The sequence below is a fragment of the Mesorhizobium sp. M6A.T.Ce.TU.016.01.1.1 genome (assembly GCF_003997065.1).
Taxonomy (GTDB): Bacteria; Pseudomonadota; Alphaproteobacteria; order Rhizobiales; family Rhizobiaceae; genus Mesorhizobium; species Mesorhizobium mediterraneum.
The window spans coordinates 1-605 of the sequence record NZ_RZTJ01000106.1; the positions used below are offsets into that span (position 1 = coordinate 1).

The window sequence follows — 605 nt, forward strand, 5'->3', positions numbered from 1 at the left end:
CGACAACGCCGCCACCGGCGGCCGCACCGTCGGCGCCGAACACGTCGTCGGTGGCGTCGCTCAGCACGTTGCCGGTGGCGATGGCGCCCTCGGCGACGCTGTTGGTGTCGGCGTTCGCCGTCGGCACATCGTCGACGACGTCAATGGTGATGGTGCTGGTGATGGTGTTGCCGTTGGCGTCGGTCGCCTGGTAGGTGAAGCTCTCGACGTTGTTGACCGTGTTGGTGCCGTTGTCGGCATCGGCGCCGTCGACCGGTGCGGTCAGCGTGTAGCTGTAGGTGCCGTCGGCATTGAGGGTCAGCGTGCCGTGCGAGCCGGTCGCGCTGCCGACCAGCGCAAAGGTGTAGGGGCCGCTGCCGCCGGAGAGGTTGTCGGCGACCGTGCCGGTCACCGTCTCGGCCGGGCTGGCCGGATTGCTGCCGATCGCAAGTGCTGCTTCATTGACCGTGGCGTCGTCATTGGCGGCCGCCAGGCCGCTGTCCGACAGGGTGATGGTCAGCGTCGTCGTCGACAGGTCGCCGTCGCCGTCCATGATGGTGTAGACGAAGGTGTCGGTGGCGCCGCCGGCCGGCACGGCGTTGGCAAAGCCGTCATAGCTGTAGGAG

1 protein-coding gene is annotated in these 605 nt (G+C 68.4%); it reads right to left on the reverse strand.

Annotation, left to right across the window (positions count from 1 at the left end; genetic code table 11):
* The coding region (locus EOC94_RS33455) for an Ig-like domain-containing protein (protein ID WP_210212111.1) at positions 1–605 on the reverse strand (605 nt) is incomplete at both ends.